This is a genomic window from Streptomyces venezuelae ATCC 10712 (assembly GCF_008639165.1).
In the GTDB taxonomy this organism is placed as follows: domain Bacteria; phylum Actinomycetota; class Actinomycetes; order Streptomycetales; family Streptomycetaceae; genus Streptomyces; species Streptomyces venezuelae.
This window is the reverse complement of sequence record NZ_CP029197.1, coordinates 5984326-6003214: the sequence shown is the minus strand read 5'-3', so window position 1 is coordinate 6003214 and position 18889 is coordinate 5984326. Positions and strand designations below refer to the sequence as shown.

The following is an 18889-nucleotide window of genomic DNA, read 5'->3' as shown; positions in this document are numbered from 1 at the left end:
GGACCTTTCAGGTCGTGGGGGGGGAGGAGACGGGTGAGGAGTGGGCTCAGGTGCGGACTTCGAGCAGCGGGACGAGCTGCTCCGCGGGGGTCATGGACCCGTGCATGCCGACCATGGCGGACTCGTGGGGCTCGTTCACGGAGGCGGTGATCGCCACGTCGTCGTGGGCCGCGGCGACGACGTCGCCGATCCGGCCGTACACACGCTCGTCGACCTCCGCGCCGAACCAGCCGAGCGAGATCGCCTCGTCCCGGCTCGCCACCCAGAACTGCTCGCCGACCACCTCGCGCCAGCAGGTGAGGACGTCCGCCTCGGCGCCGGGCACGGCGTAGATGTGGCGGGCCCGGCCCTCTCCGCCGAGGAGGGCGACGCCCGCGCGCAGCTCCCAGTCCTCGTCGAAGTCGATGCGGTGCTCCTCGTCGAACGGGATGTCGACCATGCCGTGGTCGGCCGTGACGTACAGCGCCGAGCGCGGTGGCAGCTGCTCGGCGAGCCGCTGCACGAGCCGGTCGACGAACATCAGCTGGCCGCGCCAGGCGTCGGAGTCGATGCCGAAGCGGTGTCCGGCGCCGTCGAGTTCGCTGTAGTACGTGTAGACGAGCGAGCGGTCACCGGCGGCGAGCTGCTCGGCGGCGAAGTCCATCCGCTCCTCGCCGGAGAGCCGCCCGTGAAACGTTCCGCCGCTGAGCGCGACCTTGGTGAGCGGGGTCTGCTCGAAGATCGGGGAGGACACCTGGGCGGTGTGGATCCCGGCCTCGTGCGCGAGCTGGAAGACGGTGGGGTACGGCTGCCACGCCCGCGGCGACGTCCACGGCTTCCAGCGGAGCTGGTTCATCAGCTCGCCGGTGTCGGGATTGCGCACCGTGTAGCCGGGCAGTCCGTGGGTGCCGGGATAGCGGCCGGTGCCCACGGAGGCCAGCGAGGTCGCCGTGGTGGCCGGGAAGCCGGCGGTGATCGGACGCCCCGAGCCGCCCCGGGAGGAACCGAGGAGCGAGGTCAGATAGGGGGCCTCGTCCGGGTGGGCCTTGATCTGCTCCCAGCCGAGCCCGTCGATCAGGAAGAGGCAGTTCCGGTCCGCCGGGGCCAGTTCGGCGATCCGGGCGTCGCACCCGGGCACGCCCTGGCCGGCGACCAGGGTGGGCAGCACGTCGCCGAGGGAACCGGAGGCGTACTCGGGCACCGGCGCGGTGTCCAGGGCGAGCGGGACCGGATCGTCGGGCCAGCCGTGGGTCACGGCGGTCGGCTGCACCATCAGCGGGTGGGCGCGGCGGTGGCCGCGATCGCTTCGGAGAGGGCCTGGGCGAAGGCGAGGGTCTGCCGCACGGTGTCCGGCCCGTCCCCGGCGTCGCTCACGCGCAGGCTCAGGTCGTCGGCGGTGGCGTTGCCCGTGTAGCCGTGGTCGGCGTCACAGTTGGGGTCGCCGCAGGCGGCGGGCTCCAGGTCGATCCGGGAGACGGCACCCCAGCCGATGGTGAGGACCACCTCGCGGGGCAGCGTGCCCGGGGTGTACGACTCCGGGTTGGCGACGACACGGCTGACGACGACCGACGAGATCCGGTCGAGCTTCACGGACTCGGTGGACGTCGTGGCGTACGGCGTCGGGGAGCTGGTGTCGGCGGCCTGCTCGTCGGTGTGGCTGACGATGAAACGGTGCGGCGTCAGGACGAGGACGGTGACGTGACGCCGGACCTCATTGGCGTCGAAGGTGGTCTCCTGGTGCACCACGTACGACGCGACGGCCTCGCCGCCGACGGCGGACTCCACCGCCTCGGCCACGAGGGCCGGGTAGTAGCCGCTGCGCTCGATCGCCGCGCGCAGCCCCTGGGTCGTCGTACCGGTCTTCGCCATGGACTCCATCCTACGGGGCTGTGGGGCCCCCTCAGGCCGTTCGGTAGCTCGGCAGGCTACGCGGACCGAGGTCGGTCCGGGGCGGTGGCGGGGCCAGTCGGACGGTGGCGCCGAGGACGGAGAGGCCGCGCGGTGCGACGACCACGGGCTCCAGGGAGACGGCGACGACCTCGGGGTGGTCGTCGACGAGCCGGGACACCCGGAGGAGGACCTCCTCCAGGGCCGGGGTGTCCACGGGCGCGGAGCCGCGCCAGCCGAACAGCAGCGGGGCGGTGCGCAGCGAGCGGACGAGTTCGGCGACGTCCCGGTCGGTGGCCGGGACCAGCCGGTGGGCCGTGTCGCCGAGCAGCTCGGACGCGGCGCCCGAGAGGCCGAAGGAGAGGACCGCGCCGACGGCCGGGTCGATGGCGGACCGGACGACGGTGTCGACGCCCCGGGGCACCATCGCCTGGACCACCGGCTGGAGCTCCTCGGGCTTGCCGAGCACCTCGGTCAGCTCGGCGTAGGCCGCCCTCAGCTGCTCCTCGGACGCCAGATCGAGGCGTACGCCCCCGAGGTCGGGGCGGTGGCGGAGGTGGGGCGCGGTCGTCTTGAGGGCGACCGGGTAGCCGAGCCGGGCGGCGGCGGAGACGGCGGCGTCGGGGGTGGGCGCGGGGAGGGTCGGCAGGACGGCGATGCCGTACCGCGCGAGCAGCTCCCCGGCCTGCGCGGTGTCGAGGGTCACGCCCTGGGGCTCGGCGTCCTCGCCGCCGAGCACCCGCTCGATGAGCGCGGCGGCCCCGGCCTCGTCGATGTCCTCGTACTCGGGCACCCGCCCGGGCTCGGCAGCCTGCCGCCGCCACTGCCCGTACCGCACAGCCTCGGCGAGCGCCCGCACGGCCCGCTCGGCGGCGGGGTAGGCGGGGATGGCACCGGGGGCGACGGGGGTGGTGGAGCTGGCGGGGCCAGTGGGGGCGCCGGGGCCCGTGAGGTGGTTGGCGGCTGGGCCGGAGGTGGGGGCGGGCGCGGCTCCGGGGCCCGCGGCGGCGGGGGTGGGCGGAGCCGGCGGCCGCGTGGCGACCGCGCCGGCCGTTCCCCGGTCCGGTGGAGTCGGCCGGGTGCTCGTGGCGGCCGCGAGGGCCTCCGCCAGGCCGCCCATCTCGACGTGGACGACGACGACCGGCTTCGTCGGGGCGGGGGCCGAGGCGACGGCCTCGCGGAGGGCGGCCGCGAGGACCTCGCCGTCGCCGAACTCCGTGGCGCCGTTCTCACCGACCCACGGGATCGCGTTCACCACGACCGCGTCGGAGGTCTCGTCCGCGAGCGCCGCGGCGAGCGCGTCCCGGAAGTCCGCCGGTTCGGCCGCCGTCGTCAGGTCGAGCGGCCGCAGCGGGCGCAGTCCTTCGGTCAGGCAGGCGTCGTACGTGAGGAGGCCGAGCGACTCGGAGTTGCCGAGGATCGCGACCCGGGGCCCGGCGGGCAGCGGCTGGGCGGCGAGCAGCAGGCCCGCGTCGACGAGTTCGGTGACGGTGTCGACGCGGATGACCCCGGCCTGGCGGAGCAGCGCGGACACGGTGGCGTGGGGGACGCGGGTGACGGGCACGCGGTGGCCGGGCGGGGCGCTGCCGCTGTGCCGGGCGCCCTTGACGACGACGACCGGCTTGACGGCGGCGGTGCGGCGGGCGAGCCGGGTGAACTTCCGGGGGTTGCCGATCGACTCCAGGTAGAGGAGGACGACGTCGGTCCCGGGGTCGTCGTACCAGTGCTGGAGGAAGTCGTTGCCGGAGACGTCGGCGCGATTGCCGGCCGAGATGAACGAGGAGAGCCCGGCGCCGCGGCGGTGCAGTCCTGCGAGCAGGGCGATCCCGATGGCGCCGGACTGGGTGAAGAGCCCGATCCGCCCGGCGGCCGGCATCTGGGGGGCGAGGGAGGCGTTGAGGCTGACCTCGGCGGCGGTGTTGATGATCCCGAAGGCGTTGGGGCCGATGATCCTCATCCCGTACGAGCGGGCCTGCCGCACGAGCTGGCGCTGCCGCTCCCGGCCGGCGGCCCCGCTCTCGGCGTAACCGGCGGAGAGGACGACCAGCCCCTGGACGCCGTGCTCGCCGCAGTCCGCGACGACCTCCGGCACCCGTTCGGCGGGGACGGCGACGATCGCCAGGTCGACGGGTTCCCCGATGGCGGCGACGGAGGGGTACGCGGGGACGCCGTCGAGCTCGACGGCTTCGGCCGTCCCGCCGGCCTCACCGAGCGCCGCGTTGACCGCGTACACGCGTCCGGTGAACCCGGCCCCCAGCAGGTTGCGGAGCACGGTCCGGCCGACCCCGCCCGGTGCGCGCCCGGCTCCGACGACGGCGACGGACCGGGGGGTGAGGAGGCGCTGGACGGAGCGCGCCTCGGCCCGCTGCTCCCGCGCGCGCTGGACGGCGAGGGACCGGTCGGTGGGTTCGAGGTCGAGGTGGAGCCGTACGGACCCGTCCTCGAAGCTGCGCTTCTGGGTGTAGCCCGCGTCGGTGAAGACCTTGATCATCTTGGTGTTGGCGGGGAGCACCTCGGCGGCGAAGCGCCGGATGTCCCGCTCGCGCGCGACCGCCGCGATGTGTTCGAGCAGCGCGGACGCGACGCCCCTCCCCTGGTGGGCGTCCTGGACGAGGAAGGCGACCTCGGCCTCGTCGGCGGGGGCGGAGGCGGGCAGCCCCCGGTCGTTGATCCGGTCGTAGCGCACGGTCGCGATGAACTCGCCGCCGACGGTCGCCGCGAGTCCGACCCGGTCCACGAAGTCGTGGTGCGTGAAGCGGTGGACGTCCTTGGCGGAGAGCCGGGGGTAGGGGGCGAAGAAGCGGTAGTACTTCGACTCGTCCGAGACCTGCTCGTAGAAGCTGACGAGCCGGTCGGCGTCGTCGGCGGTGATCGGCCGGATGCGCGCCGTGCCACCGTCGCGGAGCACCACATCCGCTTCCCAGTGGTCGGGGTAGTCGTGCTCCGGCTGGTCCGACGCGCTCTGCATGGGGTCAGCCTACGGCCGCGACACGGGCGTGGCACCGGTCGCGCGGCGGGTGTCCGCCGTGCAAGGTAGGGGAGCACGCCGGGCGCGGCGAGGGAGGGCCGAACGGCGGTCCGATCCGGGCCGAAGGTCGGCACGAGCACGCAGCATCCCGTGAGAGACTGGTCTAGACAACCGCTTATGACTTGAAGGGCACCACCATGGCTGAGCGCCGCGTCAACGTCGGCTGGGCCGAGGGCCTGCACGCCCGCCCCGCGTCCATCTTCGTCCGTGCCGCCACGGCTTCCGGCGTTCCGGTGACGATCGCCAAGTCCGACGGCACCCCGGTGAACGCCGCCTCCATGCTCGCGGTGCTCGGCCTGGGCGCGCAGGGCGGCGAGGAGATCGTCCTCGCTTCTGAGGCCGACGGCGCCGAGGCCGCGCTGGACCGCCTGGCGAAGCTGGTCGCCGAGGGCCTGGACGAGCTCCCCGAGACCGTCTGACCCAGCTCGACCCGGGCCGACCCGAACCGATCCGACCGACCTGATCAGGTCCGAGCGAACCGGGCCGACCCGATCACGGCCGGCCTGATCCGGGCCGGCCTCCCGGGCCGATCTGACTCGGGCCGACCCGCACCCGTACGACGAATGGCCGTGGCCGCCGGAATTCCGGTGACCACGGCCATTCGCTTTCCCGGAATCCATTTCCGGGCAGCCCGAATTACCGGGCCGAATGCCCGTTCTTTTGTACGGCGCGCGCGTTAATTCCGGGCACTCGCCGTGTTGACGGCATGTTGCGAAACCCTCACACGCCCCCGGTCCGGCCTTTTGAGGCGGTGCAGCGGCAGCGCGCGCTCGGCGTGCAGCGCGGTCAGCGTCCGCGCCCGCTCCGCGTCACCGCGCGCCACCGCGTCCACGATCGCGCCGCGCTCCGCCCAGGCCTCCACCGGCCGTTCAGGCTGCTCCACCGCGTACATCCAGGCGATCTTGTGCCGCAGCTGGGTCAGCAGCGCCGTGAGGGCCGGACTGCCGGAGGCCTGCGCGAGCGTCTCGTGGAACCAGCCGCCGAGCGAGCGCAGATCCTCGCCCCCGCCGCCCCTGGCCCGCTCCTGCCCCAGCCTCACCAGGCCGCGCAGCACCTTGAGATGGGCTTCCGTGCGCCGCTGGGCGGCCCGCGCCGCTCCCAGCGGTTCGAGCAGGGCCCGCATGTCCAGCAGATCGGCGGCCTCCTGCTCGGTGGGCTCGGCGACCTGGGCGCCCGCGTGGCGGCGGGTGACGACGAAGCCCTCGGACTCCAGGGTGCGCAGGGCCTCGCGGACCGGGACGCGGGAGACCCCGTACCGGCGGGCGAGCTGGTCCTCGGTCAGCCGGCTGCCCCGCTCGAAGACGCCGGAGACGATGTCGTCCCGGATCGCCGTGCATACCGAGTGCGCGGGAATGCGCATGTCCGACCTCCGCCTTGGTCCGCGCGAGTCAATTCGGGCGGCGCCTGTTCTGCGCCAGATCTGCGACTCTATTGCAGCGCGGCGGAATTTCCGATGCCTCAGCGGATTATGGCCGCCCGATGACCGAAGAAAAGCCCCGGCTCAGTACGAGCCGGGGCTTTTCGCGACCGCGTCACGGCGGCCGTCACACATGTTCTCGGATCAGACGTCGACGCCGCGCGCGCGGAGGTACGCGATCGGGTTGATGTCGGAGCCGTACTCGGCGGTGGTGCGCGCCTCGAAGTGGAGGTGCGGGCCGGTCGAGTTGCCGGTCGAGCCGGAGATGCCTATCCGCTGGCCGGGCTCGACGCTCTGGCCGACGGAGACCCCGATGGAGGAGAGGTGACCGTACTGGGTGTACGTGCCGTCGTTCATCCGGATGACGATGTTGTTGCCGTACGCGCCGCCCCAGCCCGCCTCGACGACGGTGCCGGAACCGACGGAGACGACGGTGCTGCCGTAGGCGGCGTGGAAGTCGATGCCGGAGTGGCTGCCGGAGGACCAGAGCGAGCCGCCGGTCTTGTAGCCGGTGGACACGTAGCTGCCCTCGACGGGGAGCTGGAAGGAGGCGAGGCGGCGGCGCTCGGCCTCACGGGCGGCGCGCTCCTTCGCCTGGCGGATCTCCTTGGCGCGGGCCTCGGCCTTGCGCTTCGCCTCGGCCTGGGCCTTCGCCTTGGCGGCGGCCTCGAAGGCCACCTGCTCCTGGGCGGCCGCCTGGGCGTTGAGCCGGTCGGCGAGGGAGTCCTCGGTGATCACCTTGGTGAGCCCGGTGTCCTCGACGGAGCGGTTGTCCGCGTCGGCGGCGAGTGCCGGGGAGGCGAGGGTTCCGATGACGCCGGTGGTGGCGAGCGTCGCGACGCCGGCGATGCCCGCGCCGCGGCGCGCCATCCGGCTCGGAGCACGATGCTTCCCGGTGGCACGGGTGAACGCCATGTAGGGGCTGGTTCCTTTCCTTCCCTCTCGCCTACCGGGTTAGCTGACGGGTTCGGAGCAGGAAGGTCTCCTACGGACCCCTCCGTCGAAACGAAGGCGCCCGATTCACCCCAGGGACTACGTGTGGGTCCCCGGCTCCCCAGGCTCGCGCCTGACGGGGACTCGGCGATGTCTGTCCGATGCCGCGGTTGCGGCACGTGCAACTGACGAACAGACGCACCGACGCTATGCGGATCGCGTTCCGATCACCAACCAGACGCGTCTTTTGTAAGACATGCCACAGGGCATACGATCACCCTTGCCGCTAATACGGACATAAGGGAGGACCCCGGCGAACCATGCCGCCGGGGTCCTCCCTTGGCCGTGCCGGAGTCCGAATCAGCCGGTCACGACGGTCACTTCACCGATGCCGAGCGCCCGCACCGGGTCCGCGATCTGCGCCGCGTCGCCGACGAGCACGGTGACGAGCCGGTCCACCGGGAAGGCGCTGACCACGGCGGCGGTCGCCTCGACCGTGCCGGTCTCGGCCAGGCGCGCGTACAACTGGGCCTGGTAGTCGTCCGCGAGGTGCTGCTCGACCTGGTCGGCGAGCGTCCCGGCGACCGAGGCGGCGGTCTCGTACTTGAGCGGCGCCACGCCCACGAGGTTCTGCACGGCCGTCTCGCGCTCCGCGTCCGTCAGACCCTCCGCGGCCAGCGTCCGCAGCACCTTCCACAGGTCGTCAAGGGCCGGGCCCGTGTTGGGGGTGTCGACGGAGCCGCTGATGGCGAGCATCGCGGCGCCGTTCCCCCGGCCGTCCGAGCGGAGCACCTGGCCGAAGGCCCGCACGCCGTACGTGTAGCCCTTCTCCTCGCGCAGGACCCGGTCGAGCCGCGAGGTGAGGGTGCCGCCGAGGCAGTACGTGCCCAGGACCTGGGCCGCCCAGACGCTGTCGTGTCGGTCGGGCCCGACGCGGCCGATCAGCAACTGGGTCTGGACGGCGCCGGGACGGTCCACGATGACGACCCGTCCGGTGTCGTCGGCGGTGATCGGCGGCATCGGGAGCGGCTCGGCCGGCTCGCCGGTCCAGGCGCCCAGCGTCTCGGCGAGGACCTTCTCCAGGTCGACGCCGGTCAGGTCGCCGACGACGACCGCGGTGGCCGTGGCGGGCCGGATGTGCGCCTCGTAGAAGGCGCGGACCGCGGCGGCGTCGATCGCCTCGACGGTCTCCTCGGTGCCCTGGCGCGGCCGGGACATCCGCGACTCGGCCGGGAAGAGCTCCTTGGAGAGCTGCTTGGCCGCGCGCCGGGCCGGGTTGGCCGTCTCGTGCGGGATCTCGTCGAGCCGGTTGCGCACCAGGCGCTCCACCTCGGTGTCGAGGAAGGCCGGGGCGATCAGGGCCTCGGAGACCAGACCGAGCGCCTTGGGCAGCCGGGAGACCGGAACCTCCAGGGAGACCCGTACGCCCGGGTGGTCGGCGTGCGCGTCGAGCGTGGCGCCGCAGCGCTCCAGCTCGGCCGCGAACTCCTCGGCGCTGTGCTGGTCCGTGCCCTCGGATAGCGCGCGGGCCATGATGGTGGCGACGCCGTCGAGACCGGCGGGCTCGGCGTCCAGCGGGGCCGGCAGGAAGATCTCCACGGCCACCACCTGCTGACCGGGGCGATGGCTGGTCAGCACCGTCAGGCCGTTGTCCAGCTTCCCGCGGTCCGGGGCCGGGAAGGCCCAGGGCCTGGCCACGCCCGGCGCGGGCTGCGGGTGGAAGTCCATGCTCGTCAAAGCCGCGGCAGCGTCGGTCACTGGTCCGCTCCCTCTTCTTCCTCGTCGCCTTCGGCGGTGTCGCTCGGTTCGGTCGCCAGGGGCTCGTAGACCAGCACGGCGCGGTTGTCGGGGCGCAGCGCGGCCGCGGCGGCCTCCCGCACCTCGTCGGCGGTGACGGCCAGGACGCGGTCGACGGCGGTCAGCGCGAGCTGCGGGTCGCCGAACAGCACCGCGTACCGGCACAGTTCGTCGGCGCGGCCCGCGACGGTGCCGAGCCGGTCGAGCCACTCCCGCTCCAACTGGGCCTGGGCGCGCTCCATCTCCTCCGGCGTGGGGCCCTCGGCGGCGAACCGGGCGAGCTCCTCGTCGACGGCGGCTTCGATCTGCGGGACCTCGACACCCCCGGAGGTCTTCACGTCCAGCCAGCCGAGCGAGGGCGCCCCGGCGAGCCTCAGCAGGCCGAAGCCGGCGGCGACGGCCGTACGGTCACGGCGGACCAGGCGGTTGTGCAGCCGGGAGGACTCGCCGCCGCCGAGCACCGTCAGGGCCAGGTCGGCGGCGTCGCACGCGCGCGTGCCGTCGTGCGGCAGCCGGTAGGCGGCCATCAGCGCGCGGGCCGGGACCTCCTCCTCGACGACCTCGCGCAGCTGCTCGCCGATGATCTCGGGCAGGTCGCCCGGGCGCGGGGCGGGCTTGCCGTCGTGGCCGGGGATGGAGCCGAAGTACTTCTCGATCCAGGCGAGGGTCTGCTCGGGGTCGATGTCGCCGACGACCGAGAGGACCGCGTTGTTCGGGGCGTAGTACGTGCGGAAGAAGTTCCGCGCGTCCTCCAGGGTCGCCGCGTCCAGGTCGGCCATGGAGCCGATCGGCGTGTGGTGGTACGGGTGGCCCTCCGGGTAGGCGAGGGCGGTCAGCTTCTCGAAGGCGGTGCCGTACGGCACGTTGTCGTAGCGCTGGCGGCGCTCGTTCTTGACGACGTCCCGCTGGTTCTCCATGGACTCTTCGTCCAGGGCGGCGAGCAGCGAGCCCATGCGGTCGGCCTCCAGCCAGAGCGCGAGCTCCAGCTGGTGGGTGGGCATGGTCTCGAAGTAGTTGGTGCGCTCGAAGCTCGTCGTGCCGTTGAGCGAACCGCCCGCGCCCTGCACGAGCTCGAAGTGCCCGTTGCCGTGGACCTGCTTCGAGCCCTGGAACATCAGGTGCTCGAAGAGGTGGGCGAGGCCCGTGCGGCCCGGGACCTCGTGACGCGAGCCGACGTCGTACCAGAGGCAGACCGCGGCGACCGGGGTCAGGTGGTCCTCCGAGAGCACCACACGCAGGCCGTTCGCCAACCGGTGCTCGGTCGCTGTCAGGCCGCCGGAGCCGGCCTCGGCCGTGGCCGTGTGACCCATGGGCATGTACGTCCCTTCGATCGCGATGTGAAAAAGTCCTGCCACTGTATGCAAGCGCGCCGACACCTGGCGAAGTTCCCGTCCCCCGGAGATGTCCCTCTTCCGGGTCGCGGTCGGCGTTGTCGGTGGCACGGTCCACAATGGTCCGCGTCAGATCAACCTTGTTGGTGAAGGAGCCGCAGCCGCGATGGCCCGCCGCAGCACGAAGACACCGCCGCCGGACGACGCGTTCGAGGAGCGAATCCTCGACATCGACGTCGTCGACGAGATGCAGGGCTCCTTCCTCGAGTACGCGTACTCGGTGATCTACTCGCGTGCCCTGCCGGACGCCCGCGACGGCATGAAGCCCGTCCAGCGCCGCATCGTCTACCAGATGGGCGAGATGGGGCTCCGCCCCGACCGCGGCTTCGTCAAGTGCGCCCGTGTCGTCGGCGAGGTGATGGGCAAGCTGCACCCGCACGGCGACGCGTCCATCTACGACGCGATGGTCCGCATGGCGCAGCCGTTCTCCATGCGCCTCCCGCTCGTCGACGGCCACGGCAACTTCGGCTCCCTGGGCAACGACGACCCGCCCGCCGCCATGCGGTACACCGAGTCGCGGATGGCCCCGGCCGCGCTGCTCATGACCGAGTCCATCGACGAGGACACGGTCGACTTCGCGCCGAACTACGACGGCCAGGAGCAGGAGCCGGTGGCGCTGCCCGCCGCCTACCCGAACCTCCTGGTCAACGGCGCCTCCGGCATCGCGGTCGGCATGGCGACCAACATGCCCCCGCACAACCTCGGCGAGGTCATCGCGGCCGCCCGCCACCTGATCCGCCACCCGCACGCCGACCTCGAGACGCTGATGCGCTTCGTGCCCGGTCCCGACCTGCCGACCGGCGGCCGGATCGTCGGCCTGTCCGGCATCAAGGACGCGTACGAGTCGGGCCGCGGCTCGTTCAAGATCCGCGCCACGACGAGCGTGGAGACGGTGACGGCGCGCCGCAAGGGCATCGTCGTGACCGAGCTGCCCTTCACGGTCGGCCCCGAGAAGGTCATCTCCAAGATCAAGGACCTCGTCGGCTCCAAGAAGCTCCAGGGCATCGCGGACGTCAAGGACCTCACCGACCGCAACCACGGGCTGCGCCTGGTCATCGAGATCAAGAACGGTTTCGTGCCCGAGGCCGTCCTGGAGCAGCTCTACAAGCTGACGCCGATGGAGGAGTCCTTCGGCATCAACAACGTGGCACTGGTCGACGGCCAGCCGCTCACCCTCGGCCTCAAGGAGCTGCTGGAGGTCTACCTCGACCACCGCTTCGAGGTCGTCCGGCGCCGCTCCGAGTTCCGCCGCACCAAGAAGCGGGACCGGCTCCACCTGGTCGAGGGCCTCCTCGTCGCCCTGCTCGACATCGACGAGGTCATCCGCCTCATCCGCGAGAGCGAGAACTCCGCCCAGGCCAAGGAGCGCCTGATGGAGCGCTTCTCGCTGAGCGAGATCCAGACGCAGTACATCCTGGACACCCCGCTGCGCCGCCTCACCAAGTTCGACCGGATCGAGCTGGAGACCGAGCAGAACCGGCTCAACGGCGAGATCGACGAGCTGACCGGCATCCTGGAATCCGACGCCGAGCTGCGCAAGCTGGTCTCGGCGGAACTGGCCGCGGTCGCCAAGAAGTTCGCCACGGACCGGCGTACGGTCCTGCTGGAGTCGGCGGGCGCGCCCGTCGCGGCCGTGTCCCTGGAGGTCGCGGACGACCCGTGCCGGGTGCTGCTCTCCTCCACCGGACTCCTCGCGCGTACGGCGACGGCGGAGCTGCCCCCGGTCGACCCGGACGCGGCCCGTGCCAAGCACGACGTGATCCTGTCGTCGGTGGCCGCCACCCAGCGCGGTGACATCGGCGCCGTGACCTCCGGCGGACGGCTGCTGCGGATCGCCGTCATCGACCTGCCGCAGCTCCCGGACACCGCGTCCGCCCCGAACCTGGCCGGCGGCGCGCCCCTCTCCGAGTTCCTGTCCCTGGAGGCGGACGAGACCGTCGTCTGCCTCACCACGCTCGACGAGGCCTCGCCCGGGCTCGCCCTCGGCACCCTCCAGGGCGTGGTGAAGCGCGTGGTCCCGGACTACCCGGCGAACAAGGACGAGCTGGAGGTCATCACCCTCAAGGACGGTGACCGGATCGTCGGCGCGACCGAGCTCCGTACGGGCGACGAGGATCTGGTCTTCATCACCTCGGACGCCCAGCTGCTGCGCTACCCGGCCGCGCAGGTACGGCCCCAGGGCCGGCCGGCCGGCGGCATGGCGGGCGTCAAGCTGTCGGCGGGCGCGGACGTGATCTCGTTCACGGCGGTCGACCCGGCGGCGGACGCCGTGGTCTTCACCGTCGCGGGCTCCACGGGAACCCTCGACGGCTCGGCTGCCACGTCGGCGAAGCTGACGCCCTTCGACCAGTACCCCCGCAAGGGCCGCGCCACCGGCGGCGTCCGCTGCCAGCGCTTCCTGAAGGGCGAGGACGTCCTGCTCCTTGCCTGGGCCGGCACGACTCCGGCCCGCGCCGCCCAGAAGTCCGGCGCCCCGGTGAACCTCCCGGAGGTCGACCCGCGCCGCGACGGCTCGGGCACCCCGCTGCCGAAGCCGGTGGACGTGGTGGCGAGCGCGCCGAGCTAGCCCCGACGGAGGACCGAGCGCCGACGGCTGACGGCTGACGGCTGACGGCTGACGGCTGATCACAGGACGAGACCCCGTCCGCCAGGCAGACCGCCTGACGGACGGGGTCTCGCGTCGTGTGCCCCCGGACGGGCGGCGTCTCGTCCCACGGGACCGCCTGACGGACGGGGCCTCGCCTCGCGGGAGCGCCGGACGGGCCTCGCGGCCGCCGGGTAGCCTCGGGCCCGTGACCGGCCGGGGGGCTGCTCCGGCACGTCTGACGCCGAGTGAAGGATGGCCGCGTTGACGGACGAAGCATTCAGCATCGACAAGCGCCCGCTCCGCGATCTGCTCCGGCAGGTCGAGGACGGCAGGGCGCAGCTCCCCGAGTTCCAGCGGGGCTGGGTGTGGCCCCATCCGAACATCACCGCGTTGCTCGCGTCCGTGTCGCAGGGGTTCCCGGTCGGCACCGTGATGACCCTGCAGTCCGGCGGGGACGTCCGGTTCAAGCACCGGCCGATCGAGGGCGCGACCCCGCCTCCGGGCACCGAGCCGGAGACGCTGGTCCTCGACGGCCAGCAGCGCCTCACCTCGCTCTTCCAGTCGATCAAGCTGGGCGACCCGGTGATCACCCAGGACCTGCGCAAGCACCGGGTGTCGGGCTGGTTCTACGTCGACATGCGCGCGGTCCTGGACGGGCAGACGGACCGGGAGGACGCGATCCACTTCCTGCCCGAGGACAGGATCGTCCGCAACTTCCGTGGCGAGGTCACTCGGGACCTGTCCAGCCGGGACAAGGAGTGCGAGGCCCACTTCTTCCCGCTGAGCTGTGCTCTCGATCCCGACCAGTGGGAGTCGGACTTCGAGGAGTACTGGGATCTCGGCAAGGAGAAGCGGCTCCTCTGGAAGGAGTTCGACAAGGCGTTCCTCAAGCCCTTCGCCCACTACCAGGTCCCCGTCATCTCCCTCGGCCGCAACACCGCCCGGCAGGCCGTCTGCCAGGTCTTCGAGAACGTCAACACCGGCGGCGTCTCCCTCACCGTCTTCGAGCTGCTCACCGCCACCTTCGCGGCGGACGAGTTCGACCTCAGGCGGCACTGGGAGAAGGAGGTCAAGGCCGCCTGGCAGGCGCCGGAGTACCGCATCCTCAAGGACGTGTCGAACACGGACTTCCTCCAGTCGGTGACCCTGCTCGCCACCGCCGCCCGAAGTGAGGACGCCATGGCACGCGGGGTGGCGGAGGACCGCCTTCCGCGCGTCGGCTGCAAGCGCAAGGACATGCTGGAACTCCGGCTCGACGAGTTCGTGCGGTTCGCGCCCCTGGTCGTCCAGGGCTTCAAGCAGGCGGCGAAGTTCCTGCACCAGCAGTTCGTCTTCGACACCAAGTTCCTGCCGTACGGCACCCAGCTCATCCCGCTCGCGGCGATCCTGAGCCTCGCCGGCCAGGACGCGCAGAGCGCCGGAGCGCAGCACAAGCTCGCCCGCTGGTACTGGTGCGGGGTCTTCGGAGAGCTGTACGGCGGCTCGACCGAGACGCGCTTCAGCCACGACCTGCCGGACGTCGTCGGCTGGATCCGGGGCACCTCGGGCGAACCCCGCACCGTCGAGGCGGCGCAGTTCGCGCCCGGCCGGCTCCTGACGCTGCGGACCCGGAACAGCGCCGCGTACAAGGGCATCTACGCACTGCTGCTCAAGGCCGGTGCCATGGACTGGCGTACCGGCGAGAAGGCCGAGATCACCGCGTACTTCGACGAGTCCATCGACATCCACCACATCTTCCCCAAGGCCTGGTGCCAGGGGGCGGGCGAGGACCCGGGGCGCTACAACTCCATCATCAACAAGACCCCGCTGACCGCCCGTACCAACCGGATCATCGGCGGCAGCGCGCCCTCCGACTACCTGGTGAAACTGGCGAAGAGCGCCGAGTCGACGCCCGAGGTGGTCCACGGCCACATCCGCTCGCACCTCGCCGCGCCGGAGCTGATGGAGGCCGACGACTTCACGTCGTTCCTCGCGGCCCGGAAGGCCGCCCTGCTCGCGCGGATCTCGGCCGAGATGGGCAAGGTCATCGTGGACGACGGCACGGAGGCCGCTCCCGTGCTGGACGAGGCCGAGGTGGAGGCCCTGGAGGCGGCGGAGCTCGCGGAGGTCTTCTGACCCGGCCGAGGCAGGCCGCCCCGGCCGGCAGCTCGTCCGGCCTGATCAGGTCATCCGGACGGCGGCGGGGATGCGGCCCGGTCAGGGCCTCGGCCGAACGCGGGGATCAGGACGGCTCCTCGTCCTCCGAGTGCTGTACGTACCGCAGGACGCCCCACATGCTGCTCTCGTCGGGGGTGTCCTGCGGGCCGGTCCGCTCGCACTCGCCCAGCTCCTTGCGCAGCCGCGCCGCGTCGATGCCGGAGCCGATGAGGACGAGCTGGGTGAGCCGCTCCTCGCCCTCGGGCCACCGCTCGGGGTAGAAGCGCAGGAAACGGCCGACGGCGTGGACGGTGTAGCGGTTGTCCGGGTCCGCGCTGCCGAAGTCGACGAAGCCCTTGATCCGGTACAGGCCTTCGGGCCGCCCGTCGAGGAAGGCCATCAGGCGGCGCGGGTGGAGCGGGCTCGCGGCTGTCAGGGAGACGGTCTCGTAGCTCGCGTGCGGGTGGTGGTGGGCGTGCGCGCCGCCCATGCCGTCGCTGTCGCCGTCTCCGTCGCCGTCCTCCTCGCCGTACAGGATGTCCTCGATGGACATCTGCCCCTCGATCTCCCCCTCCGGGACCACCCGGTCGAACAGCAGCTCGGGGTCGATCCGCCCGTGCCGCGCGTCGACCACGACGGCCTTCCCGGCCAGCTCCCCCACCGCCTCGCGGACGGCGAGCAGCTCGGCGGCGGAGACGCGGTCGGTCTTGTTCACGACCACGAGGTCGGCGATCGGGAGGTGCCGGTCGGTCTCGGGGTGCCGCTCCCGGGTGGCGGAGAACTCCGCCGCGTCGACGACCTGGACCAGGCCTCCGTACACGATCCGCTCGTTCTCGCTGGCGAGCACCATGCGCACGAGCTCCTGCGGTTCCGCGAGGCCGCTCGCCTCGATCACGATCACGTCGAGCCGGGACTCCGGGCGGGTGAGCACCTCCAGGTACTCGTCCAGCTCGCTCGCGTCGACCGCGCAGCACAGGCAGCCGTTGCCCAGCGAGACGGTCGAGCCGACCTGCCCGGCGATCCTCATCGCGTCGATGCCGATGTCGCCGAAGTCGTTGACCATGACTCCGATACGGGTCCCCCGGGAGCTGCGCAGCAGGTGGTTGAGGAGTGTGGTCTTCCCGGCCCCGAGAAACCCGGCCAGGACGACGACGGGGATCTGCTGCGTGGTCAAGGGACGTACCTCCGGTTCCTTCGCGACCCACGGCCGTGGGAAACCCCCAGAATAGGCACCCGGACCGACAGCCGTGCCGCCCGCCATTTCCGGTCGCGGGGCGCGGCCGCTTACCTTTGCCGGCATGAACCCCGCACACACCGGCCCCGCGCGCCCCCTCGCGCGCCGTCGGCGGTTCGGCTGGCCGCAGCGGGTGTTCTCGCAGGTCCTGCTGATGCAGCTGGCCATCGCGACCGGCGTGACCGTCCTCGCCACCGGGCTCTTCCTCGCCCCGCTCAGCGCCCAGCTCGACGACCAGGCCATGCGCCGGGCCCTGGCCATCGCGGGAACCACCGCGTCGCCCCGGCTCGCCGCCGACCTCACCGGCACCCCGCCGTCCGCGCGGGGCCCGGTGCAGACGGAGGCGGAGCGGATCCGGACCTCCACCGGCGCCGAGTACGTCGTGGTCATGGACACCCGAGGGGTCCGCTGGTCCCACACCGACCCCGCCCAGATCGGCCGGCGCGTCTCCACCGACCCCAGCGACGTCCTCGCCGGGCACGAGGTGATGGAGATCGACAGCGGCACCCTCGGCCGCTCGGCGCGCGGCAAGACGCCGCTGCGTGACGCGGACGGGCGGATCGTCGGCGCGGTCTCGGTCGGCATCGAGTACGACAGCGTCCGCGACCGGCTCCTCGCCGCCATCCCGGGCCTCCTGGCCTACGCGGGCGGGGCGCTCGCGGCAGGGGCCCTGGCCGCCTATCTGATCTCCCGGCGGCTCCAGCGGCAGACCCACGACCTGGCCTTCTCCGACATCTCCGCCCTCCTCGCCGAACGCGAGGCCATGCTGCACGGCATCCGCGAGGGCGTCGTGGCCCTGGACCGCAACGGCTCCGTACGGCTCATGAACGACGAGGCCCAGCGCCTCCTCGGCCTCGGCCCCGAAGCGGCGGGCCGGCCGCTCGACGAGGTCCTCGGCCGGGGCCGTACCGCCGACGTCCTCGCGGGGCGGGTGACCGGTGACGACCTGCTCACCGTGCGGGGGCACCGGGTGCTGATCGCCAACCGGATGCCGACCGACGACGGCGGCGCCGTGGCGACCCTCCGGGACCGCACCGAGCTGGAGCGGCTCGGGCGCGAACTGGACTCCACGCGGGGTCTGATCGACGCCCTGCGCGCCCAGGACCACGAGCACGCCAACCGCATGCACACCCTCCTCGGGCTTCTGGAGCTCGAGATGCACGAGGAGGCGGTCGAGTTCGTCACCGAGGTGGTGGGCGTGCACCGGGCCACCGCCGAGCAGGTCACGGAGAAGGTCCACGACCCGCTGCTCGCGGCGCTCCTCGTCGGCAAGGCCACCGTCGCCGCCGAGCGGGGCGTCTCGCTGCGGCTCGCCCCGGACTCGCTGCTTCCCGACCGGCTCGTCGACCCTCGTGAGCTGGTCACCGTGGTCGGCAACCTGGTCGACAACGCCCTGGACGCCGTCGCGGGCACCCCCGGCGCCCGCATCGACGTCTCGTTCCGCACCGAGGGCCGTACGGTCGTGCTGCGGGTCACGGACAGCGGCCCGGGTGTCCCTGAGGAGCGCCGCGAGCTGATCTTCACCGAGGGCTGGACGACGAAGGCGCTCCCGTCCCACGGGAAGCGCGGCCTCGGCCTGGCCCTGGTCCGCCGGCTCGCCGAGCGCCGGGGAGGCACGGCCCGCGTGGCCGACGGTCCCGAAGGGGGCGCCGAGTTCACCGTCGTCCTCCCGGACGCGCTGGCCGAGCCGGCCGAGGCCTGGGAGCCGCGGCCCGAGCCCGCCGAGGAGGCCCGATGAGCGCGCTGAACCCGGCGAGCACGAGGAGCACGGCGAGCACGGTGATCGATGTGCTGGTCGTCGACGACGACGTCCGGGTCGCCCGGATCAACGCCGCCTATGTCGCCAAGGTGCCCGGCTTCCGCGTCGTCGCCACCGCCCACTCGACCGCCGAGGCCCTCGCCGCCCTGGACGGACAGCCGGTGGATCTGATCCTGCTCGACCACTACCTGCCGGACGAGAACGGTCTCGCGGCGGTACGGGAGCTCCGCGCACGCGGCCACCAGTGCGACGTGATCATGGTGACGGCGGCCCGAGACGTGGCCACGGTGCAGGCAGCGATGCGGCACGGGGCCCTCCAGTACCTGGTCAAGCCGTTCAACTTCGCCGGGCTGCGCGCCAAGCTGGAGGCGTACGCGACGCTGCGCCGCGCCCTGGAGAGCGGGGGCGAGGCGGAGCAGGCCGAGGTGGACCGGATCTTCGGGGTCCTGGCGGCGGGCGCCGTCGCCCCCGACCTGCCGAAGGGCCACTCCCCCACCACGGCCGAACTGGTCCGGCAGGTGCTGCTCGCCGCCGACGGCCCGCTGTCCGCACAGGAGATCGCGGAGCGGTCCGGTGTCAGCCGCCAGACGGCCCAGCGCTACCTCAAGCTTCTCGAACGCACCGGCCGCGTCCGTCTCTCCCTCCGCTACGGCGAGACGGGCCGTCCCGAGCACCGCTACGCCTGGGCGGCGACCTCACCACCGACCGTCTGAGGCCGGAAAGGTCCGTCGGACGAGTGTC

General features: G+C 72.6%; 13 protein-coding genes and 1 riboswitch. Of the genes, 5 read left to right on the top strand and 8 right to left on the bottom strand.

Annotated elements, in window-relative coordinates:
* Positions 1–46: 46 nt before the first annotated feature.
* From DEJ43_RS27720 to DEJ43_RS27710, 3 genes are read right to left on the bottom strand one after another with little or no spacing between them, the layout of a single operon-like run.
* On the bottom strand, positions 47–1252 hold the full coding sequence (locus tag DEJ43_RS27720) for an alkaline phosphatase family protein (protein ID WP_015036701.1): 1206 nt from the start codon (positions 1250–1252) through the stop codon (positions 47–49).
* Positions 1252–1848 carry a DUF5998 family protein gene (locus DEJ43_RS27715; RefSeq protein ID WP_015036700.1) on the bottom strand — a complete coding sequence of 199 codons (597 nt, stop codon included), beginning with the start codon at positions 1846–1848 and terminating at the stop codon, positions 1252–1254. Before DEJ43_RS27715 ends, DEJ43_RS27720 begins: the two co-directional genes overlap by 1 nt.
* A 31-nt stretch (positions 1849–1879) precedes the next feature.
* On the bottom strand, positions 1880–4834 hold the full coding sequence (locus tag DEJ43_RS27710; protein WP_015036699.1) for a bifunctional acetate--CoA ligase family protein/GNAT family N-acetyltransferase: 2955 nt from the start codon (positions 4832–4834) through the stop codon (positions 1880–1882).
* A gap of 197 nt (positions 4835–5031) precedes the next feature.
* On the opposite strand from DEJ43_RS27710, the gene DEJ43_RS27705 reads away from it, so the two are divergent.
* The gene (locus tag DEJ43_RS27705) at positions 5032–5313 is read left to right on the top strand and encodes an HPr family phosphocarrier protein (RefSeq protein WP_015036698.1); all 282 of its coding nucleotides are present in this window, start codon (positions 5032–5034) and stop codon (positions 5311–5313) included.
* A gap of 257 nt (positions 5314–5570) precedes the next feature.
* Here DEJ43_RS27705 and DEJ43_RS27700 read toward each other — a convergent pair whose 3' ends face one another.
* From DEJ43_RS27700 to DEJ43_RS27685, 4 genes are all read right to left on the bottom strand, one after another.
* Complete coding sequence (locus DEJ43_RS27700) at positions 5571–6254, bottom strand: GntR family transcriptional regulator (protein ID WP_015036697.1); 684 nt, start codon at positions 6252–6254, stop codon at positions 5571–5573.
* A 201-nt stretch (positions 6255–6455) separates the two neighbouring features.
* Positions 6456–7226, bottom strand: a complete 771-nt coding sequence (locus tag DEJ43_RS27695; protein ID WP_015036696.1) for a M23 family metallopeptidase — start codon at positions 7224–7226, stop codon at positions 6456–6458.
* Between the two features lie 13 nt (positions 7227–7239).
* Positions 7240–7404, bottom strand: a riboswitch (cyclic di-AMP (ydaO/yuaA leader).
* Between the two features lie 200 nt (positions 7405–7604).
* Positions 7605–8972 (bottom strand): M16 family metallopeptidase, encoded by a 1368-nt coding sequence (locus DEJ43_RS27690; protein WP_069202175.1) that lies wholly within the window; start codon positions 8970–8972, stop codon positions 7605–7607.
* A 26-nt stretch (positions 8973–8998) separates the two neighbouring features.
* Positions 8999–10357 (bottom strand): M16 family metallopeptidase, encoded by a 1359-nt coding sequence (locus DEJ43_RS27685; RefSeq protein ID WP_041662972.1) that lies wholly within the window; start codon positions 10355–10357, stop codon positions 8999–9001.
* A 181-nt stretch (positions 10358–10538) separates the two neighbouring features.
* Between DEJ43_RS27685 and DEJ43_RS27680 the strand changes: the two genes are divergently transcribed.
* Positions 10539–12998 (top strand): DNA gyrase/topoisomerase IV subunit A, encoded by a 2460-nt coding sequence (locus tag DEJ43_RS27680; RefSeq protein ID WP_015036693.1) that lies wholly within the window; start codon positions 10539–10541, stop codon positions 12996–12998.
* 282 nt (positions 12999–13280) lie between these two features.
* The gene (locus tag DEJ43_RS27675; RefSeq protein ID WP_041662971.1) at positions 13281–15134 is read left to right on the top strand and encodes a DUF262 domain-containing protein; all 1854 of its coding nucleotides are present in this window, start codon (positions 13281–13283) and stop codon (positions 15132–15134) included.
* A 106-nt stretch (positions 15135–15240) separates the two neighbouring features.
* Here the strand turns inward: DEJ43_RS27675 and DEJ43_RS27670 are convergent, their stop codons facing one another.
* Positions 15241–16329, bottom strand: coding sequence for a CobW family GTP-binding protein (locus tag DEJ43_RS27670; RefSeq protein WP_041662970.1), 1089 nt, complete (start codon positions 16327–16329; stop codon positions 15241–15243).
* 124 nt (positions 16330–16453) lie between these two features.
* Between DEJ43_RS27670 and DEJ43_RS38615 the strand changes: the two genes are divergently transcribed.
* A complete protein-coding gene (locus DEJ43_RS38615; protein ID WP_015036690.1) occupies positions 16454–18127 on the top strand; it encodes a sensor histidine kinase in 1674 nt (557 codons plus the stop codon).
* A gap of 41 nt (positions 18128–18168) precedes the next feature.
* The gene (locus DEJ43_RS27660) at positions 18169–18861 is read left to right on the top strand and encodes a DUF7342 family protein (protein WP_041664251.1); all 693 of its coding nucleotides are present in this window, start codon (positions 18169–18171) and stop codon (positions 18859–18861) included.
* The last annotated feature ends 28 nt before the right edge of the window (positions 18862–18889 follow it).

Bases quoted from the DNA above. Each gene is read 5' to 3' on its own strand.
- DEJ43_RS27720 (WP_015036701.1), bottom strand. From the start codon at position 1,252: ATGGTGCAGCCGACCGCCGTGACCCACGGCTGGCCCGACGATCCGGTC.
- DEJ43_RS27715 (WP_015036700.1), bottom strand. From the start codon at position 1,848: ATGGCGAAGACCGGTACGACGACCCAGGGGCTGCGCGCGGCGATCGAG.
- DEJ43_RS27710 (WP_015036699.1), bottom strand. From the start codon at position 4,834: ATGCAGAGCGCGTCGGACCAGCCGGAGCACGACTACCCCGACCACTGG.
- DEJ43_RS27705 (WP_015036698.1), top strand. From the start codon at position 5,032: ATGGCTGAGCGCCGCGTCAACGTCGGCTGGGCCGAGGGCCTGCACGCC.
- DEJ43_RS27700 (WP_015036697.1), bottom strand. From the start codon at position 6,254: ATGCGCATTCCCGCGCACTCGGTATGCACGGCGATCCGGGACGACATC.
- DEJ43_RS27695 (WP_015036696.1), bottom strand. From the start codon at position 7,226: ATGGCGTTCACCCGTGCCACCGGGAAGCATCGTGCTCCGAGCCGGATG.
- DEJ43_RS27690 (WP_069202175.1), bottom strand. From the start codon at position 8,972: ATGGACTTCCACCCGCAGCCCGCGCCGGGCGTGGCCAGGCCCTGGGCC.
- DEJ43_RS27685 (WP_041662972.1), bottom strand. From the start codon at position 10,357: ATGCCCATGGGTCACACGGCCACGGCCGAGGCCGGCTCCGGCGGCCTG.
- DEJ43_RS27680 (WP_015036693.1), top strand. From the start codon at position 10,539: ATGGCCCGCCGCAGCACGAAGACACCGCCGCCGGACGACGCGTTCGAG.
- DEJ43_RS38615 (WP_015036690.1), top strand. From the start codon at position 16,454: ATGAACCCCGCACACACCGGCCCCGCGCGCCCCCTCGCGCGCCGTCGG.